The organism is Streptomyces sp. NPDC056480 (assembly GCF_042795405.1).
Classification (GTDB): Bacteria; Actinomycetota; Actinomycetes; order Streptomycetales; family Streptomycetaceae; genus Streptomyces.
In genome coordinates this window covers 1-16,817 of record NZ_JBHTSA010000091.1, presented here as the reverse complement: position 1 = coordinate 16,817, position 16,817 = coordinate 1, and the positions used below count along the sequence as shown (strand labels likewise).

Sequence of the window (16,817 nt, the reverse complement as noted above, 5' to 3'; positions counted from 1 at the left end):
GATCATCGGTTTACCGCACCCTTCCCCGTCGGCCGGGGGCGGGAACCTCTGCAGCCAGCATTCTGCGCAGGCATCCCAGGCAACGGGAACGCATCGGCCCCAGACTGCCCTGTGAGATACCCAACTCTCCTGCGATTTCCCGGTACGTGGGGTCCTCGGGAGCAAGCATCGCGGTCAGCACCCGGGGGCAGCGGCCGGGTGTCCTGGTGACGGCGGCGCGCAGGGTGCGGCGGCCCTCGGCGGCCATCAGCGAGGACTCCGGGGAACCGTGGGGCTCGGAGGCGCCCTGGTCGTGGCCGGGTTCGTCGCGGTAGGGGCGTTCGCGGTCGCTCGTCCTACGGGCCCGGCGGGCCTCCGCGCGGACGGCGCGGCGCAACCACTCGGCGGGATGCTCGGGGGCGCTTCCCGTGTCGCGGAGCTGTTCCAGGAGGCGGAGCCAGACGGCCTGTTCCAGGTCGCTCGGCTCGACACCGGCGGCAGGCGCCTCGGCGTCCGACTCGGCGGCGAGGAGCGGGGCGAGGGCGGCGAGGAGCCCGGGGGTGTCGTCGGGGGCCGCGCCGGGCGCGGTGTCCGGGCCGGACTCACGGGTGGCGTCGGGCCCCGACTGGGGCGCGGTGTCCTGGACGGACTCGGGGGTGGTCACGGGGGTGGTCACGGGGGTCGTCATGCACCGCACCATGCCGGGGCACGCGGCCGCGGTTGCGCTTCGGGCGCCAAACCACCCGTGAGGAGGTCGTGCGGGTCCGATCGGCGGACCCGCACGGTCCTCGCGTACGCGGTCGGACTCGGTACGCGGTCCTCGCGTACGCGGTCGGACTCGGTACGCGGTCGGCTCGCGTACGCGGTCGGTCAGTCGCGGGCGGTGAAGTCCGCCGCGCCCAGCAGGGCGGTGTCCGGGTTGTCGGAGAAGATGCCGTCGATCCCCGTCTCCAGGTAGCGCTTCAGGGCCCCGAAGGAGTCCCCGTACGCCGTCGGGTCCGTGCCCCGGCGGAAGTCCGCGGGCAGGAAGGAGTTCTCGTTGCGGTGGGTGTACGGGTGGAGGATCAGGCCCTGGGCGTGCGCGTCGCGGACCAGGGTGGTCGGGTCGCCGAGGCGGCCGCTCGCGTCCTTGGGGATCACCAGGTCGAGCGTGGGGCCGATGCCCTTGGCGTACGAGGCGATCCAGCGCAGGCCCTTGGGCGTGACCAGGTCGGCGACCGTCCGCGGGTCCCCGGTCTGGACGAAGTCCCAGGGGCGGCTGGTCGCGCCGGAGAGCAGGACCACGCCGGGCGCGTCGACCAGCTTCGCGAGCCGCTGGATGCTGGTCGGCTCGAAGGACTGCAGGAAGACCGGGGAGTCGGCGCGGTGGCGGCCGTACCGCCGGAGCAGCTTGGCGAGGCGCTCCTCCAGGCCCAGGCCGAGGGAGCGGAAGTAGGTGGGGTGCTTGGTCTCGACGTGGAGCCAGATCTCACGGCCCCGGCGGCGGCCCTCCTCCTCGGCCCAGCGCAGCACCTCCTCGAAGGTGGGGACCGTCCAGCGGCCGTCGTAGAGGGTGTTCTCCTGGCGGACGGCCGGAATGCGCTCCTTGGCGCGGAGGGTCTTGAGCTCGGCGAGGGTGAAGTCCTCGGTGAACCAGCCGGTGAGGGAGACGCCGTCGACGCTCTTGGTGGTCCTGCGGGACGCGAACTCGGGGTGGTCGGCGACGTCGGTGGTGCCGGTGATGTCGTTCTCGTGACGGCAGACCAGGTGCCCGTCCTTGGTGGGGACGAGGTCCTGCTCGATGACGTGGGCGCCGAGGTCCAGGGCGTGCCGGTAGGAGCCGAGGGTGTGCTCGGGGCGGTAGCCGCTGGCGCCCCGGTGGGCGATGACGGTGGGGGCGGGGAGGGAGCGGTAGCCGCGGCCGTGACCGTGGCTGCGGCCCGCCGCGGCGGACGGGGCTCCGGCGGTGCCCGACGCCGCCGCCTGTGCCACGCCGCCGCCGGCGGCGAGGGCCGTGGAGGCGCCGAGGACGGTGGCGCCCGCCGCTCCGAGAACCGTGCGCCGGGCCGGGATCCGGCGTTCGCCCTGGGTCATGTGGTGTCCTCCTGTGTCATGTCCCGCTGCCTGTCGACGGGTGCCTCCGACGCTAGGCAGCGGGGCCCTACGGGCGGCAGACCTACGCCGAACGTGGCGGAAACACACGTCAACACTGCGTATCCACTCGGTGAACCCGATGTGCGCACGGACGTGACCCGCGAGTATCGTCGCCAGCTGCACCGTCAGCTCGACTGACCCGCGTCCCACCGGAGGAACCGTTGTCCCGTCTCGCGATCATCAAGGCAGTGCTCGGGCCGGTCATGCGCCTGATGTTCCGCCCCCGCGTGGAGGGCGCCGAGAACATTCCGGGGACCGGTCCCGTCATCCTCGCGGGCAACCACCTGACCTTCATCGACTCGATGATCATGCCGATCTGCCTGGACCGTCCGGTCTACTTCATCGGCAAGGACGAGTACGTGACGGGCAAGGGCGTCAAGGGCCGGGCGATGGCCTGGTTCTTCACCAGCGTCGGCATGATCCCGGTGGACCGGGACGGCGGCCGCGGTGGTGTGGCGGCCCTGATGACCGGCCGCCGGGTCCTCGAGGAGGGCAAGATCTTCTCGATCTACCCGGAGGGCACCCGCTCCCCCGACGGCCGTCTGTACCGGGGCCGTACGGGCATCGCGCGGCTGACCCTGATGACGGGCGCGCCGGTGATCCCGTTCGCGATGATCGGCACCGACAAGATCCAGCCGGGCGGTGCGGGCTTCCCGCGTCCGGGCCGGGTGACGGTCCGCTTCGGCGAGGCGATGGAGTTCTCGCGGTACGACGGGATGGACCGCGATCGGTATGTGCTGCGGGCGGTGACGGACTCGGTGATGGCCGAGGTCATGCGGCTGTCGGGGCAGGAGTACGTGGACATGTACGCCACGAAGGCGAAGGCCGCGTAGTCCCCGAGGCGAAGGCCGCGTGGTTCCCGAGGCGAAGGCCGCGTGGTTCCCCTGGGCCCGCGCGGCTCCCGGGGCCGTACGTCCCCGGCGGACGGCCGCTGGTCCCCCAAGGACGACGGCCCGGCCCCGACCGACATGTGACGGTGCCCCGTACGGCCTCCTGGCCGTACGGGGCACCGTCGTGTCCGCCGGGTGTCAGTGCTCGACGCCGTCCTCCAGCTTCTGGCCCTTGAGCAGGAACCAGGCCGCGACCGCCGTCGCGAGGAGGACCGCCGCGCCGACGCCGGCCGCGATGCGCAGACCGTCGACGAAGGCCTCCTGGGCGGCCGACACCAGGGCCGTCGCCGTGTCCGGGGCGAGGGCGCCGGAGGCCTCGACCGCGCCGCCGAGCGATTCGTGGGCGGCGGACGCGACGTCGGAGGGGACGTGGGCCGGGGTGGCGAAGCCCCGGTAGACGCCGGTCACGATCGAGCCGAGGACGGCGATGCCGAGCGCGGCGCCCAGTTCGTACGCGGTCTCGGAGACCGCGGAGGCCGAGCCGGCCTGGTCCTTCGGGACGGTGGACAGGATCACGTCGGCGGTGACGGTGAAGGCGAATCCGGCGCCCACACCGACCACGAGCAGGGCGGCGCCGAGCAGCGGGTAGCCGGTGTGCTGGTCGAGCGTCGTCAGGACCGCGAGCGAGAGGCCGACCGCCGCGAGACCGCCGGCCACCACGGACCGCACGGAGAAGCGACGGGCCACCAGACCCGCGATCAGACCGGCCGTGACCGCGCCGACCGCCGCCGGGAGTTCGGCGAGTCCGGCCTCCAGCGGCTGCCGGCCCTGCACCAGCTGGAAGAACTGGGACAGGAAGAACACCAGGCCGGAGAGGCCGAGGATGGTCAGCAGGTCGGCGAGGACGGCGCCCGAGAAGCCGCGGTGGCGGAACAGCCGCATGTCCAGGAGCGGCGCGGGCAGGGTCAGCTGCCGGCGGACGAACCAGGTCAGGGCACCGGCACCGACCAGGGCGGCGACGCCCGCGTCCGGGGAGAGGCCGTGCGAGGCCAGTTCCTTGATCGCGTAGACGATGCCGATCAGGCCGACGAGGGAGAGGGCGACGCTCGGCAGGTCCCAGGGACCCGGGGCGGGGTTCTTGGACTCCGGGATCAGCTTGATGCCGACGAAGACGAGGACCGCCATGACGGGCAGGTTGATCAGGAAGACCGAGCCCCACCAGAAGTGCTCAAGGAGGAAGCCTCCGACGACAGGTCCGACGGCGGCGCCGGCCGAGGCCATGGCACCCCAGATGCCGATGGCGAGGCTGCGCTCGCGCGGGTCGTGGAAGAGGTTCCGGATGAGCGCCAGGGTGGATGGCATCAGGGTCGCGCCGGCGACGCCGAGCAGGGCGCGCGCCACGATCATCATCTCGGGGCTGGTCGCGTAGGCGTTGAGCACGGAGACGGCGCCGAAGGCGGTGGCACCGATCAGGAGCAGCTTCTTGCGGCCGATGCGGTCGCCGAGGCTGCCCATGGAGACCAGGAGTCCGGCGATGACGAAGGAGTAGACGTCACCGATCCAGAGCAGCTGGGTGCCGGAGGGCTTCAGGTCCTCGGAGAGGAAGGGGGTGGCGAGTCCCAGCACCGTGGCGTCGACCGCCACGAGGAGGACGGCCAGGACGAGAACGGAGAGGGCGAGCCACCGGCCGGGGCGGCGCACGCCCTCGGTATGGCCTGTGGTCTTGAGGGTGCTGACGGTCACTTCTCCACGCTCCTGCGCGCTCCGCCGAGCAGCAGCTCGGCGATCATGTACTGAAAGTCCTTGGCGGCGACCCGGCCGTCCTGCACGGCCCAGGCGCCGGAACCGACGAGCCCGTAGAAGGCCTCGGCGAGCCAAGCGGGGGTCAGATCGATCCGGAAGACGCCGCTCTCCTGTCCGCTCCGGAAGAGCGCGGAGACGCGGGCGTCGATGCGGGCCCAGCCGACGTGCTGCTGGTCGCCCTCGAAGAGCTGGTTCTCGGTGACGAGGAACGACAGCAGGGGGGCGACGTGCTCGACCTCGGCGATGAGCCGGCGTACGACCTCGTCCTCGGGCCCGTCGTCGAGCCCGGCGCGGTCGAGCGCCGCCTCCATCTCCTGGAGCCCGAGCTCTTCGAGCGCCCGCACCAGGGCGTCCCGGCCGGCGAAGTGCCGGTGCAGCGTGGCGCGGCCGATCCCGGCGGACCGGGCGACCTCGTCCATCGTGGCGGTCGCCTTGCGGGAGAGCAGGGCGGCGGCTGCGTGGAGCACCTGGGTGCGGTCGACTGACATGAGACGACCATACACCGAATGAGACATCAATGTCTCATTCAATATTTCGACGCCTCACGGGGGCGGGGACGGGATGCTCTGATCATGACGAAGCCACTGCTGCTCATCGACGTCGACGGGCCGCTGAATCCGTACGCGGCGAAGCCCGAGCGACGCCCGGCGGGGTACGCGACCCACCGGATGCGGCCGGGCGGCTGGTTCGGGACGAAGCCCCTGCGGGTGTGGCTGAACCCCGCGCACGGGGGCGAGCTGCTCGCGCTGGCGGGGGCGTACGAGCTGGTCTGGGCGACGACCTGGAAGGGCGAGGCGAACGACTGGATAGGGCCCCACCTGGGGCTGCCCGAGCTGCCGTTCATCGACTGGCCCCAGATGCACGGAAAGGCCCCTCACGGGACCTTCTGGAAGACGCAGTACATCCTGGAGTACGCGGAAGGGCGGCCGTTCGCCTGGGTCGACGACGACATCACCGCGTACGACCACGCGTACGTGGAGCAGCGGCACCGCGCCGCCGCCCTGCTGCTGCACGTCGACCCCCGGCTCGGACTGCTCCGGCCGGACTTCGACGCGCTCGCGGACTGGGCGGCGGCGCGGTGACGCTCTGAGGGCCGTGCGGCCCCGGGGCTACTTCTTGGCCTCGGCCCAGGCGTGCTGGATCACCAGGTCGGCCTTGACCTCGACGAGCTGGACGGCGACCGCCGAGGGGGCGGTGCCGCCACGGCCGCTGCGGGAGGCGAGGGCGCCGGGGACGTTGAGGACCGTGCGGACCTCGGGGGTGAGGTGCTCGGAGATCTTGGCGAACTGCTCGTCCGTGAGCTCGTCCAGCTCCTTGCCCTCGGACTCGGCGACCTTCACGCACTCGCCGGCCACCTCGTGCGCCACCCGGAACGGGACGCCCTGCTTGACCAGCCACTCCGCGATGTCCGTCGCGAGCGAGAAGCCGGCCGGGGCCAGCTCCTCCATGCGCTCCCGGTTGACGGTGAGCGTGGCCATCATGCCGGTGAAGGCGGGCAGCAGGACCTCGAGCTGGTCGCAGGAGTCGAAGACCGGCTCCTTGTCCTCCTGGAGGTCGCGGTTGTAGGCGAGCGGGAGCGCCTTGAGCGTGGCGAGGAGGCCGGTGAGGTTGCCGATGAGCCGGCCGGACTTGCCCCGGGCGAGCTCGGCGATGTCCGGGTTCTTCTTCTGCGGCATGATCGACGAGCCGGTGGAGAAGGCGTCGTGGAGGGTCACGAAGGAGAACTCCTTCGTGTTCCAGATGATGATCTCCTCCGCGATCCGCGACACGTTGATGCCGATCATCGCGGTGATGAAGGCGAACTCGGCGACGAAGTCGCGGGAGGCCGTGCCGTCGATCGAGTTGCCGACCGAACCGCGCTCGAAGCCCAGGTCCTTGGCGACCGCCTCCGGGTCGAGCCCGAGGGAGGAGCCGGCGAGGGCGCCGGAGCCGTACGGGGAGACGGCCGTCCGGGTGTCCCACTGCCGCAGCCGCTCGGCGTCCCGGGAGAGGGACTGGGCGTGGGCCAGGACGTGGTGGGCGAAGAGCACCGGCTGGGCGTGCTGGAGGTGCGTACGGCCGGGCATCGCGACGGCCGGGTGCGCCTCGGCGAGGCCGACGAGGGCGTCCTGGAGGTCGGCGACGAGCCCGCCGATGATCCGGGCGTGGTCGCGCAGGTACATCCGGAAGAGGGTGGCGACCTGGTCGTTGCGGGACCGGCCGGCGCGCAGCTTGCCGCCGAGGTCCGGGCCGACGCGCTCCAGGAGACCGCGCTCCAGGGCGGTGTGGACGTCCTCGTCGGCGATGGTGCCGACGAGGGTGCCGTCGGCGACGTCCGCCTCGAGCCGGTCGAGACCGGCGAGCATGCGGGTCAGCTCGTCCTCGGTGAGCAGCCCGGCCTTGTGCAGCACGCGTGCGTGGGCGCGGGAACCGGCGATGTCGTACGGCGCGAGGCGCCAGTCGAAGTGGACCGACGCGGACAACTTCGCCAGGGCCTCGGCGGGCCCGTCGGCGAACCGTCCGCCCCAGAGCCGGACGTCACCGTTGTTGCTGCTCACAGCTGCTGCTCCTCGGGAGAATGGGTACTGCCGCCACCGCCTCGTCCACGACGGGGACGGGCGGCGACCTGTTCAACGGGGGCGGGTCACGCCAGGGTCGGCGGCGGGGCCGACGCCATCCTGTCGTAGGCATAACTATGCAATGCACCGTATGGTTTGTCAACGCGCTGCTCCGTCGCCCGAAATCCGGGGGCGGCGACCGCCGACCCGGATCTAGGCTCCGGCCATGCGGAGCAGTGCGTTCGACGAGATCCGGCACCGGATCGCCCAGGTGCTCGACAGGGGCACGGCGGTCGACGCCGACGCGTGGACCGCGCTCGACGAGGACATCCGGGGTGCGCTCCGGTACGGCGGCCTCCCGCCCGCCCACACCTGGTTCCCCGACGGCGACCGGACCCGCCGGCCCGGCGTCGAGGAGCTGGCCGTCGCGCTGTGCGGACCCGACGGCCGGATCCGGGAGGCCGCTCTCGCGTACGCGACGGACGTGCCCGCGCTCCTGCCCCTGGTCGTGATCCGGTGCGCCGACTGGGCCGAGCCGGTACGGGACCGGGCGCGGGCCGTACTGGACGCGGAGCTGTCGGGCCCGCCAGACCGGCCGGCCGAGGCGCTCGCCGCCCTCGCCCCCGTGATCCTCCGCACCGCCGGCCGGAGGCACGGAGACGCCGCGGCCGAGATGCTCGGCCGGCTGCTGCGGGAGGGACCGGAGGCCGGTGTGACCGTCCTGCGCGCGAGCCGGGACCGGAGGGTCCGGCGGCTCGCCCACCGGATCGCCGTCGACCGCGGCCTCCTCTCCCCCGCACAGCTCGCGGCGACCGCCACCACCGACTCCGACGTGGTCGTCCAGGACCTGTGCGCGAACGCCGTGCTCGCCGCCGTCGGGACGGTCGGCCGAGCGGCCGACGGGGCGCCCCTCACCCGCCTGCTGACCGCCCGGCAGGGCCGGATCCGGGCGGCGGGGGTCACGGGGCTGCGCAAGGCGGGCCGGGCCGAGGAGGCCGAACCGTTCCTGTACGACCGCTCCGCGCTGGTGCGCGCGTGCGCCCGCTGGGTGCTCCGGCAGGCCGGAACCGAACCGCTGCCGCTCTACCGGGCCGCCTGCGCGGCGGGCGACGGAATGCCCCACCACGCGCCGCTGGGTCTCGCCGAGTGCGGCGACCGGGCCACGGACGCGCAGACGCTGTGGTCGCTGACCGGCGACGAGCGGCCCCGGGTACGGGCCGCCGCCGTGGCGGGGCTGCGCGTCCTGGACGCCGTCCGCCCCGCCCGCCTCGCACCCCTGCTCGGTGACGGCTCGCCACGCGTCGTCCGCGAGACCAGGCGGGCCCTGCTGCCCTGGGCCGACCACTTCCCGGTCGGCGACCTTCCCCGCCACAGTCCTGCCACCCCCGCCCCCCGGCCCGGGGAAGGCGTGGCGACGCCCCTGCCGGAGGCCGGCGGGGGCCCGCGCCGGGACACGGCCGCCGCGCCGACCCCGGCACGCTCGGGGATACGCCGGACACTCGGCCTCCGAGGCGTGCTCAACCCCTTTCGGCGGCCCGTGGCTTGAGACGGAACCGACCGCATCGCGACCGGCCTCGACGGGCTGCCCGCGCTGCCGCTCCCCCCTGCCGCCGCTGCCGCAGGCCTCCGGCCGGCCGCCTCCCGTACGCGTGGCGCGCCGCTCGGCCCCGGGGGTGTCCTGCCGGTCGGGCCGGGCCCGCGGCCCTAGCCTCGCGCCCATGCGCACCACACTCCCCCGCACCCTGCTCGTTCTCGGGGCCGCCCTGCTGTCCCTCGGCGCCGCGCCCGGTCCCGTACCGCTGCCCGCGCGCATGGCGGACACCGGTGGCGGGTCCCAGCTGATCACCGCGGAGGCCGCCGGCACCGGATCCACCACGGGCACCCTGACCTGGTGGGACCGGCGCGGCGGCCGGTGGGTGAAGGCCGGGTCGGCGCCCGCCCGGTTCGGGGCGAAGGGACTGGCCGAGGGCGCCCGGCGACGGCAGGGGACGAACACCACGCCCACCGGGCTCTACCGACTCCCCTACGCCTTCGGGATCGAGCCCGCGCCCGTGGGGACCTCGTACCGCTACACGCGTGTGACCCGGCGGTCCTGGTGGTGCCAGGACAACGACTCCCGCTCGTACAACCGCTGGGTCGAGGGGCTGCCCCGGGACTGCCGGGCGGCCCGGGCCGAGCACCTGGTCACGTACCGCCGCCAGTACGCGTACGGGCTCGTCATCGGCTTCAACTACGACCGGCCGGTCCGCGGACGCGGCGCCGGGATCTTCCTGCACGTCAACGGGCTCGGCGCGACCGCGGGTTGCGTCTCCGTCCCGGCGGACGCCATGCGCGCCGTGCTCGCCTGGGCCGATCCCGCGCGCCGGCCGCACATCGCCGTCGGCACCCGCGGCGGCGGGCCGACGGCGATCACGCGCTACTGAGGCGCGGCTGCTTCCGCTACTTCTGCGCCAGCTTCAGCAGGTGGTCCGCGAGCGCCTGGCCGCCCGCCGGGTCGCGGCTGATGAGCAGCAGGGTGTCGTCGCCCGCGATCGTGCCGAGGATCGCGTGGAGTTCGGCCTGGTCGATGGCCGACGCGAGGAACTGGGCGGCGCCCGGCGGAGTCCGCAGGACCACCAGGTTGGCGGACGCCTCGGCGGAGATCAGCAGCTCGCCGGAGAGGCGCCGCATGCGCTCCTCCTTCGCGGACTCGCCGAGCGGGGCCTGCGGGGTGCGGAAACCGCCCTCGCTGGGCACCGCGTAGATCAGCTCGCCGCCGGTGTTGCGGATCTTCACCGCGCCCAGCTCGTCGAGGTCGCGGGAGAGCGTCGCCTGGGTGACGCTCAGCCCGTCGTCCGCGAGGAGCTTGGCGAGCTGGCTCTGCGAGCGCACCGGCTGCCGGTTGAGGATGTCGACGATCCTGCGGTGGCGAGCGGTGCGGGTCTGCGGAACCGACGGCCCTCCGTGCTCGTTCTCCTGCGCGTCGGTCATCGTCGTCTCATTCTCCGGTTCGTCCTTGCCCGTTCGCCACGTCGAGGACTCCGGGCAGGGCCTGGAGGAAGGCGTCCGCCTCGGCGTCGGTGAGGACCAGCGGAGGCATGATCCGTACGACATCGGGGGCGGGCGCGTTCACCAGGAGGCCGGCGTCCTGAGCCGCCTGCTGCACCTGAGGTGCGAGGGACTCCGTGAGCACGATACCCAGCAGGAGGCCCGCACCACGGACGTGGGAGACCAGCGGGTGCCCGAGACCTTCGATTCCCTGCCTCAGCCGCTCCCCGACCGCCTTCACGTGATCGAGGGCCGCGTCGGCGCCGAGGGTGTCGAGAACGGCGATCCCGGCGGCGCAGGCCACCGGGTTCCCCCCGAAGGTGGTGCCGTGGTGACCGGGCCCGAAGAGGTCCGCGGCGGGGCCGAAGGCGACGGTCGCACCGAGCGGGAGGCCACCGCCGAGGCCCTTGGCGAGGGTCACGACATCGGGCTCGACGCCCTCGTGGGCCTGGTACTCGAACCAGTGGCCGCAGCGGCCGATGCCGGTCTGCACCTCGTCGAGGACGAGGAGGGTGCCGGTGGCGCGGGTGATCTCCCGGGCCGCCTTGAGGTAGCCGGGGGGCGGGACGACGACGCCGTTCTCGCCCTGGATCGGCTCGATGATCACGAGGGCGGTGTCCTCGGTGACGGCGGCGCGGAGCGCTTCGACGTCCCCGTACGGCACATGTGTCACGTCGCCGGGCAGCGGAAGGAACGGGGTCTGCTTGGCGGGCTGGCCGGTGAGCGCGAGGGAGCCCATCGTCCGGCCGTGGAAGCCGCCCTGGGTGGCGACCATGTGGGACCGGCCGGTGAGCCGACCGATCTTGAAGGCGCCTTCGACGGCCTCGGCGCCCGAGTTGCAGAAGAAGACCTTGCCGGGCCGGCCGAAGAGCGCGAGGAGCTTCTCGGCGAGGGCGACGGGCGGTTCGGCGACGAAGAGGTTGGAGACGTGGCCGAGGGTCTGGATCTGCCGGGTGACGGCCTCGACGATCGCCGGGTGGCCGTGGCCGAGGGCGTTCACCGCGATGCCGCCGACGAAGTCCAGGTACGCGTTGCCGTCGGCGTCCCAGACCTTGGCGCCCTCACCGCGGACGAGGGGCAGCCGGGGGGTGCCGTAGTTGTTCATCAGCGAGTCCTGCCACCGCTGGGTCAGCCGCTCGTTGCCGGGCCGCGTGGTGCCGCTCATCATTCCCCCTGTCCGTCCGGCACGACCATCGTGCCGATGCCCTCGTCGGTGAAGATCTCCAGCAGGATCGAGTGCTGGACCCGGCCGTCGATCACGCGGGCCGTGGTGACCCCGTTCCGTACGGCGTGCAGGCAGCCCTCCATCTTGGGGACCATGCCGCTGGAGAGCTCGGGCAGCAGCTTCTCCAGCTGGCTCGCGGTGAGCCGGCTGATGACCTCGTCGCTGTGCGGCCAGTCCTCGTAGAGGCCCTCGACGTCGGTCAGGACCATCAGCGTCTCGGCGCCCAGCGCCGCAGCGAGTGCCGCAGCCGCCGTATCAGCATTGACGTTGTAGACATGTCCGTCGTCCTGGGAGCGGGCGATGGAGGAGATGACCGGGATCCGGCCGTCCTCCAGGAGCGCCTGGATGGCGCCGGTGTCGATGGCGGTGATCTCACCGACCCGGCCGATGTCGATCTGCTCGCCGCCCACGACCGGCCGGTGGCGGGTGGCGGTGATGGTGTGGGCGTCCTCGCCGGTGAGACCGACGGCGAGCGGTCCGTGCTGGTTGAGCAGCCCGACGAGCTCGCGCTGGACCTGTCCGGCGAGGACCATCCGTACGACGTCCATGGCGTCCTCGGTGGTGACCCGCAGGCCCGCCTTGAACTCGCTGACGATGCCGTGCCGGTCGAGGGCGGCGCTGATCTGGGGGCCGCCGCCGTGCACGACGACCGGCTTGAGGCCGGCCTGGCGCAGGAAGACGACGTCCTGGGCGAAGGCGGCCTTCAGGTCCTCGTCGATCATGGCGTTGCCGCCGAACTTGATGACGACCGTCTTGCCGTTGTGCCGCGTGAGCCAGGGCAGGGCCTCGATGAGGATCTCGGCCTTGGGGAGCGCGGTGTGCTTCCGGGTCGTGCTCTCGGGGTTCTGGGGGTTCTGGGGGTTCTGCGGGTCGCTCATGACGAGTACGCGCTGTTCTCGTGGACGTAGTCGGCGGTGAGGTCGTTCGCCCAGATGACGGCGGACTCGGTGCCGGCGGCGAGGTCGGCGGTGACGGTGACCTCCCGGTAGCGCATGTCGACCAGGTCGCGGTCCTCGCCGACGGAGCCGTTCTTGCAGACCCAGACGCCGTTGATGGCGACGTTGAGCTCGTCGGGCTCGAAGGCCGCCGCCGTCGTGCCGATGGCGGACAGCACCCGGCCCCAGTTGGGGTCCTCGCCGTGGATGGCGCACTTGAGGAGGTTGTTGCGGGCGATGGACCGGCCCACCTCGACGGCGTCGTCCTCGGTGGCGGCGTTGATCACCTCGATGCGGATGTCCTTGCTGGCGCCCTCGGCGTCGCCGATGAGCTGGCGGGCGAGGTCGTCGCAGACCTCCCGTACGGCCCCGGTGAACGCGTCCTGCTCCGGCGTGACGCCGGAGGAGCCGGAGGCGAGGAGGAGGACGGTGTCGTTGGTGGACATGCAGCCGTCGGAGTCGACCCGGTCGAAGGTGACGCGGGTGGCGCCGCGCAGGGCGCTGTCCAGGCCCGCGCTGTCGACGTCGGCGTCGGTGGTGAGCACGACGAGCATCGTGGCGAGGCCGGGGGCGAGCATGCCGGCGCCCTTGGCCATGCCGCCGACCGTCCAGCCGCCGCCGGGGCCGTCCTTCGTCACCACGGAGGTCTTGTGGACGGTGTCGGTGGTCTTGATGGCGATGGCGGCCTTCTCGCCGCCGTGCTCGGACAGCTCGGCCGCGGCCTTCTCGACGCCGGGGAGGAGCTTGTCCATGGGGAGCAGGATGCCGATGAGGCCGGTGGAGGCGACGGCGATCTCGCCCGCGCCGACCTCGGCGCCCTTGGCGCTGAGGACCTCGGCGACCTTCTCGGCGGTGGCGTGGGTGTCCTGGAAGCCCTGGGGTCCGGTGCAGGCGTTGGCGCCGCCGGAGTTGAGGACGACGGCGGTCAGCTCGCCGTCGGCGAGCACCTGCTGGGACCAGACGACGGGGGCGGCCTTGACGCGGTTGGAGGTGAAGACTCCCGCGGCGGCGCGGCGGGGCCCGGTGTTGACCACGAGGGCCAGGTCCGGGTTGCCGTTCTGCTTGATCCCGGCGGCGATGCCCGCCGCCGTGAATCCCTTCGCTGCGGTGACGCTCACGGAGCGACTCCAATCGTGGAAAGTCCGGTGTCCTCGGGGAGCCCGAGGGCGATGTTCATGCTCTGCACCGCGCCGCCGGCGGTGCCCTTGGTGAGATTGTCGATGGCGCTGATCGCGATGATCCGGTTCGCCGCCGCGTCGTACGCGACCTGCACCTGAACGGCGTTGGAACCGTAGACGGACGCCGTCGCGGGCCACTGCCCCTCGGGGAGCAGATGGACGAACGGCTCGTCCGCGAAGGCCTTCTCGTACGCGGCCCGTACGGTCTCGGCGGTGACGCCCGGCTTCGCGGTGGCGGTGCAGGTGGCGAGGATGCCGCGGGGCATCGGCGCCAGGGTCGGCGTGAAGGAGACGGTGACCCGCTCCCCCGCCGGTCCGCTGAGGTTCTGGATCATCTCGGGGGTGTGCCGGTGGCCGCCGCCGACGCCGTACGGCGACATGCTGCCCATGACCTCGCTGCCGAGCAGGTGCGGCTTGGCCGCCTTGCCGGCGCCCGAGGTTCCGGAGGCCGCGACGATCACGGCCTCGGGCTCGGCGAGCCCGTTCTCGTACGCGGGGAAGAGCGCGAGCGAGACGGCGGTCGGGTAGCAACCGGGTACGGCGACCCGCTTGGACCCCTGGAGGGCGGCGCGGGCACCCGGCAGTTCGGGAAGGCCGTACGGCCAGGTGCCGGCGTGCGGGGAGCCGTAGTACGTCTCCCAGTCGGCGGGCTCCTTGAGCCGGAAGTCGGCGCCCATGTCGACGACGAGGACGTCCGGGCCGAGCTGCTCGGCGACGGCCGCGGACTGGCCGTGCGGCAGCGCGAGGAACACGACGTCGTGGCCGGCGAGCTCGTCGGCGGTGGTGGGCACGAGGACGCGGTCGGCGAGCGGCAGCAGATGGGGCTGCAGGGCCCCGAGCCGCTGGCCGGCGTTGGAGTGGCCGGTCAGGGCGCCGATCTCCACGTGGGGGTGGGCGAGAAGGAGACGCAGGAGCTCTCCGCCCGCGTATCCGCTCGCACCCGCCACTGCTACTCGTACCGTCATCGAAACCCTCCTCATGGATGGCATGACTATACGTACTCCGGTAGTTTTATGCAACGACGGAGCGCCGAGCCGCGCGACCGCGGCTCCGCGAAGCGACTCGTCGACATGGGGAAGGTGGTCCTGTCGACCGCCCTGACCGCCGCCCCGCGGGAACGCGCCCGGATGGCGAGCGCCCCGGCCGCGAGGTCGTCGCCGGACTCGAGAGCCACGGCGAGGCCGACATCCCGGCCAACACCAGCCCGAGCGTCACCAAGGCGCTCCTCGCCGCGGACCTGGCGGGCCGGCTCCATCCGCCGATCCGCCCGGAGGTCGCCGGGGACGGCGAGCGGCTCTTCGAGGACGGACCGCCCGGCCCCCGGTGGCGGCCCACCCGGCGCGAGAGCGGCGAGCTCGGCGAGATGGCCCTGACCCACGACCGGATGCGCCGAGCGCCACGACCGCGCATGCTGATCGTGCGCAGGGTGCCGGAAGGGGCGATTCCACACTCCCCCACCGGCACCCCTTTGCATGACCATGCGAGATGATGCATACTCTTCCTATGTCCAAGGTCCTCACCTCCCTGCCCGCCGGCGAGCGCGTCGGCATCGCCTTCTCCGGCGGCCTCGACACCTCCGTCGCGGTCGCATGGATGCGCGACAAGGGCGCCATCCCCTGCACCTACACCGCCGACATCGGTCAGTACGACGAGCCCGACATCGCCTCGGTGCCCGGCCGTGCCAAGACCTACGGTGCCGAGATCGCGCGCCTGGTCGACTGCCGCGCCGCGCTGGTCGAGGAGGGGCTCGCCGCACTCACCTGCGGGGCGTTCCACATCCGCTCCGGCGGCCGCGCGTACTTCAACACCACGCCTCTCGGCCGTGCCGTCACCGGCACCCTCCTCGTGCGGGCGATGCTCGAGGACAACGTCCAGATCTGGGGCGACGGCTCGACCTTCAAGGGCAACGACATCGAGCGGTTCTACCGCTACGGCCTGCTCGCCAACCCGCACCTGCGCATCTACAAGCCCTGGCTCGACGCCGACTTCGTGACGGAGCTCGGCGGCCGCAAGGAGATGTCGGAGTGGCTCGTCGCCCACGAGCTGCCGTACCGCGACAGCACGGAGAAGGCGTACTCCACCGACGCCAACATCTGGGGCGCCACCCACGAGGCCAAGACGCTGGAGCACCTCGACACCGGCGTGGAGACCGTCGAGCCGATCATGGGCGTCCGCTTCTGGGACCCGTCGGTCGAGATCGACACCGAGGACGTCACGATCGGCTTCGCGCAGGGCCGGCCGGTGTCCATCAACGGCAAGGAGTTCGCCTCCGCCGTCGACCTCGTCATGGAGGCGAACGCCATCGGCGGCCGCCACGGCATGGGCATGTCGGACCAGATCGAGAACCGGATCATCGAGGCCAAGAGCCGCGGCATCTACGAGGCGCCCGGCATGGCCCTGCTGCACGCCGCGTACGAGCGGCTGGTCAACGCCATCCACAACGAGGACACCCTCGCCCAGTACCACAACGAGGGACGGCGTCTCGGCCGGCTGATGTACGAGGGCCGGTGGCTCGACCCGCAGGCGCTGATGGTCCGCGAGTCGCTCCAGCGCTGGGTCGGCGCGGCCGTCACCGGCGAGGTGACGCTGCGGCTGCGGCGCGGCGAGGACTACTCGATCCTCGACACGACGGGCCCGGCGTTCAGCTACCACCCGGACAAGCTGTCCATGGAGCGCACCGAGGACTCGGCCTTCGGGCCGGTGGACCGGATCGGCCAGCTCACCATGCGGAACCTCGACATCGCCGACTCCCGCGCCAAGCTGGAGCAGTACGCGGGCCTCGGCCTGCTCGGCACCGGCAGCCCCGCGATCGGTGCCGCCCAGGCGGCCGCGACCGGTCTGATCGGCACCCTGACGGAGCTTCCCGAGGGCGGCGCGGAGGCCATCGCGTCCCGCGGCGAGGCCACGGACGAGGACGAGATGCTGGACCGCGCCGCGATGGAGTTCGGCACCGACTGACCCGGCATCGCCCGGCCCGGCATCGTCCGACCGGGCACCGCCCGGCCCGGCATCGCCCGGCCCGGCACCGTCCGGCCCGGCACCGCCCGAAAGACCCACCTCCGTCGAGCACCACGCGCTCGACACCCCCGGAAGGGGGGGGGGGGGGGCCCCCCCCCGCGGCCGGCGGGCGGCAGGCCCCGGCCCCGGGGGGCGCGGCGGGCCGGGGGGGC

The 16,817-nt window shown here is 72.8% G+C and carries 15 protein-coding genes; 5 read left to right on the top strand and 10 right to left on the bottom strand.

The features are described 5' to 3' along the window. Positions 1–10 precede the first annotated feature (10 nt). Together ACFQ79_RS30145 and ACFQ79_RS30140 are read right to left on the bottom strand one after the other, a co-directional pair. Positions 11–667, bottom strand: a complete 657-nt coding sequence (locus ACFQ79_RS30145) for a sigma-70 family RNA polymerase sigma factor (RefSeq protein WP_383589377.1) — start codon at positions 665–667, stop codon at positions 11–13. 182 nt (positions 668–849) lie between these two features. Next, the gene (locus tag ACFQ79_RS30140) at positions 850–2,052 is read right to left on the bottom strand and encodes a glycerophosphodiester phosphodiesterase (RefSeq protein WP_383589375.1); all 1,203 of its coding nucleotides are present in this window, start codon (positions 2,050–2,052) and stop codon (positions 850–852) included. Between the two features lie 221 nt (positions 2,053–2,273). Here ACFQ79_RS30140 and ACFQ79_RS30135 point away from each other — a divergent pair, with 221 nt between their 5' ends. Beyond that, complete coding sequence (locus tag ACFQ79_RS30135) at positions 2,274–2,945, top strand: 1-acyl-sn-glycerol-3-phosphate acyltransferase (protein WP_187622686.1); 672 nt, start codon at positions 2,274–2,276, stop codon at positions 2,943–2,945. A 195-nt stretch (positions 2,946–3,140) separates the two neighbouring features. Here the strand turns inward: ACFQ79_RS30135 and ACFQ79_RS30130 are convergent, their stop codons facing one another. After that, on the bottom strand, positions 3,141–4,685 hold the full coding sequence (locus ACFQ79_RS30130; protein ID WP_383589373.1) for an MFS transporter: 1,545 nt from the start codon (positions 4,683–4,685) through the stop codon (positions 3,141–3,143). Then, entirely contained in the window at positions 4,682–5,233 is a 552-nt protein-coding gene (locus ACFQ79_RS30125) for a TetR/AcrR family transcriptional regulator (protein ID WP_383589371.1), read from the bottom strand. Before ACFQ79_RS30125 ends, ACFQ79_RS30130 begins: the two co-directional genes overlap by 4 nt. An 84-nt stretch (positions 5,234–5,317) precedes the next feature. Between ACFQ79_RS30125 and ACFQ79_RS30120 the strand changes: the two genes are divergently transcribed. Next, a complete protein-coding gene (locus ACFQ79_RS30120; RefSeq protein ID WP_383589369.1) occupies positions 5,318–5,827 on the top strand; it encodes an HAD domain-containing protein in 510 nt (169 codons plus the stop codon). A gap of 27 nt (positions 5,828–5,854) precedes the next feature. On the opposite strand, the gene argH is transcribed toward ACFQ79_RS30120, so the two are convergent. Beyond that, the gene (argH, locus tag ACFQ79_RS30115; RefSeq protein ID WP_383589367.1) at positions 5,855–7,282 is read right to left on the bottom strand and encodes an argininosuccinate lyase; all 1,428 of its coding nucleotides are present in this window, start codon (positions 7,280–7,282) and stop codon (positions 5,855–5,857) included. Between the two features lie 226 nt (positions 7,283–7,508). Here argH and ACFQ79_RS30110 point away from each other — a divergent pair, with 226 nt between their 5' ends. After that, a complete protein-coding gene (locus ACFQ79_RS30110; protein ID WP_383589365.1) occupies positions 7,509–8,828 on the top strand; it encodes a hypothetical protein in 1,320 nt (439 codons plus the stop codon). Positions 8,829–9,000: 172 nt separating this feature from the next. Continuing rightward, positions 9,001–9,705 (top strand): L,D-transpeptidase, encoded by a 705-nt coding sequence (locus tag ACFQ79_RS30105; protein ID WP_383589363.1) that lies wholly within the window; start codon positions 9,001–9,003, stop codon positions 9,703–9,705. Between the two features lie 16 nt (positions 9,706–9,721). On the opposite strand, the gene ACFQ79_RS30100 is transcribed toward ACFQ79_RS30105, so the two are convergent. Genes ACFQ79_RS30100 through argC form a run of 5 tightly spaced genes read right to left on the bottom strand, consistent with a single transcriptional unit; the run spans position 9,722 to position 14,612 of the window. Beyond that, on the bottom strand, positions 9,722–10,252 hold the full coding sequence (locus tag ACFQ79_RS30100; protein ID WP_030316147.1) for an arginine repressor: 531 nt from the start codon (positions 10,250–10,252) through the stop codon (positions 9,722–9,724). Positions 10,253–10,259: 7 nt separating this feature from the next. After that, on the bottom strand, positions 10,260–11,474 hold the full coding sequence (locus ACFQ79_RS30095) for an acetylornithine transaminase (RefSeq protein WP_383589361.1): 1,215 nt from the start codon (positions 11,472–11,474) through the stop codon (positions 10,260–10,262). Continuing rightward, positions 11,474–12,412 carry an acetylglutamate kinase gene (gene argB / locus ACFQ79_RS30090; RefSeq protein WP_383589359.1) on the bottom strand — a complete coding sequence of 313 codons (939 nt, stop codon included), beginning with the start codon at positions 12,410–12,412 and terminating at the stop codon, positions 11,474–11,476. The genes ACFQ79_RS30095 and argB overlap by 1 nt, the downstream gene beginning before the upstream one ends. Further along, complete coding sequence (gene argJ / locus ACFQ79_RS30085) at positions 12,409–13,587, bottom strand: bifunctional glutamate N-acetyltransferase/amino-acid acetyltransferase ArgJ (RefSeq protein WP_383589357.1); 1,179 nt, start codon at positions 13,585–13,587, stop codon at positions 12,409–12,411. Before argJ ends, argB begins: the two co-directional genes overlap by 4 nt. Continuing rightward, the gene (argC, locus tag ACFQ79_RS30080) at positions 13,584–14,612 is read right to left on the bottom strand and encodes an N-acetyl-gamma-glutamyl-phosphate reductase (protein ID WP_383589355.1); all 1,029 of its coding nucleotides are present in this window, start codon (positions 14,610–14,612) and stop codon (positions 13,584–13,586) included. Before argC ends, argJ begins: the two co-directional genes overlap by 4 nt. Positions 14,613–15,150: 538 nt before the next feature. On the opposite strand from argC, the gene argG reads away from it, so the two are divergent. After that, positions 15,151–16,605: an argininosuccinate synthase gene (argG, locus tag ACFQ79_RS30075; RefSeq protein WP_383589353.1), complete on the top strand. Its 1,455-nt coding sequence runs from the start codon at positions 15,151–15,153 to the stop codon at positions 16,603–16,605. Positions 16,606–16,817 lie beyond the last annotated feature (212 nt).